Here is a 1973-nt window from a genome sequence, read left to right as displayed (position 1 = left end):
TTACTACGAAACTATCGTCGTCAGTCTAGCGATGACATCAGTTGTCCGGTGAAGTTTTTAAAGCGTCTAAATCAAGAGTTAATCGTATCTGATCTTGGCAAGCATCTAACGGTGTTTGCGGGGGTGCTAGATCAGTTCAAAAGAACGCTTACCTATACTATTGGTGGGCATTTGCCGTTGCCAATACTTAAAACCCCGGAAGGGACAGAATATCTGGATGCCAAGGGCGTGGCAGTAGGTCTGTTTCCGGAACCTGAGTTTGAGCGCGTTGTCCGAGACCTGCCGCCCAAGTTCAATATCACAGTCTTTTCCGATGGAATATTAGAAGTGCTGCACAATGACACACTAAAAGAGAAAGAAAAGTTACTATTAGATGTTGTTTCTAAAGAGCAAGGGGGGATAGAATCAATTTTGACATCAATGGGATTGGACGACATTGATGAGCTGCCAGATGATATAGCCGTTTTGACGGTCTGCGACCAGGATGATTCGTAGCGTATGGTAGGAGGTTACTTGCAAACCCTAGAGTTAAGTAGCGATGTCCCAGTGTAAAGTACTACAGGCTGATTGCAGCGGCGTTTATATTTTGAAGTTGGTTGGAGAGGTGCGTCTAAATGCATGCTCAACGATCGATTCTGTGATTGAAAAAATCTCGGAGAATCCGAATTTTCGAAGTCTTGTCGTTGATCTTTCTGAAACAGATCACCTTGATAGCACGACGCTGGGCATGCTGGCTAAGCTTGCTGTGAAAGCGAAAGAAAAATCCCATTTCCTCCCCTCTATTGTTTCGACTAATCCTGACGTCACCCGAATTGTTGAATCTATGGGTTTTGATAGCGTTTTTGTTATCACCAAAGAGCCGATTGAAAGTGAAGCAGATCTTGCAGAACTCGAGCAGACACCGCTGCAAGAAGATGAGATGCGTCAAACCGTTCTGAATGCACACAAAGTGCTTATGGATATTAACGAGAATAATCACGATAAATTCCGTGATCTTGTTGATGCACTTCAAGGAAGCGACGTCGTAGCCACGAAGGCTAGTTGATACGCCGTTTTATACGTTAATACAGCAGAGATAATTACATGAGCGATTGCAAACGCATTGCGGTGCTTGGTGGCGGAAGCTTCGGCACGGTCATTGCGAACATTGCAGCTGAGAACGGTTATATCGTGACGCTATGGATGCGAAGCGAAGAAGCTGTGCAGCAAATTACAGACTCTAGGATCAATCAGCGATACTTGCCCGATCTCGTGTTGCACGAGAACCTCAATGCAACAACAGATCTTAAACTTGCCATTACCGATGCGCAGCTCATTTTTTTTGCCATCCCCAGCAAATCTTTTCGTGATGTGGTGGAGCGGGTTTCTGGTTATGTCGACAGCGATCAGATGGTTATTAGTACAACAAAGGGTATTGAGCCAGGTACTTTGAATTTGATGAGCGATATCTTGCGCGCCGAGTTGCCCCACAACAGGGTGGGTGTGATGGGTGGTCCAAATTTAGCCAAAGAGATCGCAAAGCATGAAATCACCGCGACTGTGATTGCAAGTGAAGACTCTGATCTTCGCCGTATTGTTCAAGAAACACTTAGCTGTTTGTATTTCCGGGTTTATGCCAGTGCCGACGTTTACGGTGTTGAGCTTGGTGGTGCCTTGAAAAACATCTATGCGATTATCTCCGGCATCGCTGCGGCCAAGAAATTGGGAGAGAACACCATCGCAATGCTGCTTACCCGCTCACTTGCTGAAATGGGGCGGTTTGCTGAAACACAAGGTGCAAATCCTATGACCTTTCTCGGTCTATCTGGAGTTGGTGATTTAATCGCCACAGCGTGCTCGCCTTTGAGTCGGAATTATCGAGTAGGCTATGCGTTTGGCGAAGGGCGCAATCTCGATGAAGCTGTGGCAGAGCTCGGTGAGGTTGCCGAGGGTGTGAACACGCTTAAGCAGGTAAAGCGTTTTGCTGATGAACA

General features: G+C 46.3%; 3 protein-coding genes. All 3 read left to right on the top strand.

Features of this window, described 5'->3' with window-relative positions; genetic code table 11:
* The coding region (locus A3751_RS07015) for a PP2C family protein-serine/threonine phosphatase (protein ID WP_156492301.1) at positions 1 to 495 on the top strand (495 nt) is incomplete at its 5' end.
* 43 nt (positions 496 to 538) lie between these two features.
* Positions 539 to 1045, top strand: coding sequence for an STAS domain-containing protein (locus A3751_RS07010; protein WP_068453756.1), 507 nt, complete (start codon positions 539 to 541; stop codon positions 1043 to 1045).
* A 38-nt stretch (positions 1046 to 1083) separates the two neighbouring features.
* Positions 1084 to 1973 (top strand): NAD(P)H-dependent glycerol-3-phosphate dehydrogenase (locus tag A3751_RS07005; protein WP_068453755.1); only part of this gene is annotated, 890 nt, incomplete at its 3' end.

Source organism: Oleiphilus sp. HI0080 (assembly GCF_001635135.1).
Note: the sequence above shows the minus strand (reverse complement) of the source record. Positions and strands in the feature narration are given on the sequence as shown.

Coding starts and splice junctions, on each gene's coding strand:
- A3751_RS07010 (WP_068453756.1), top strand. CDS start 539: ATGTCCCAGTGTAAAGTACTACAGGCTGATTGCAGCGGCGTTTATATT.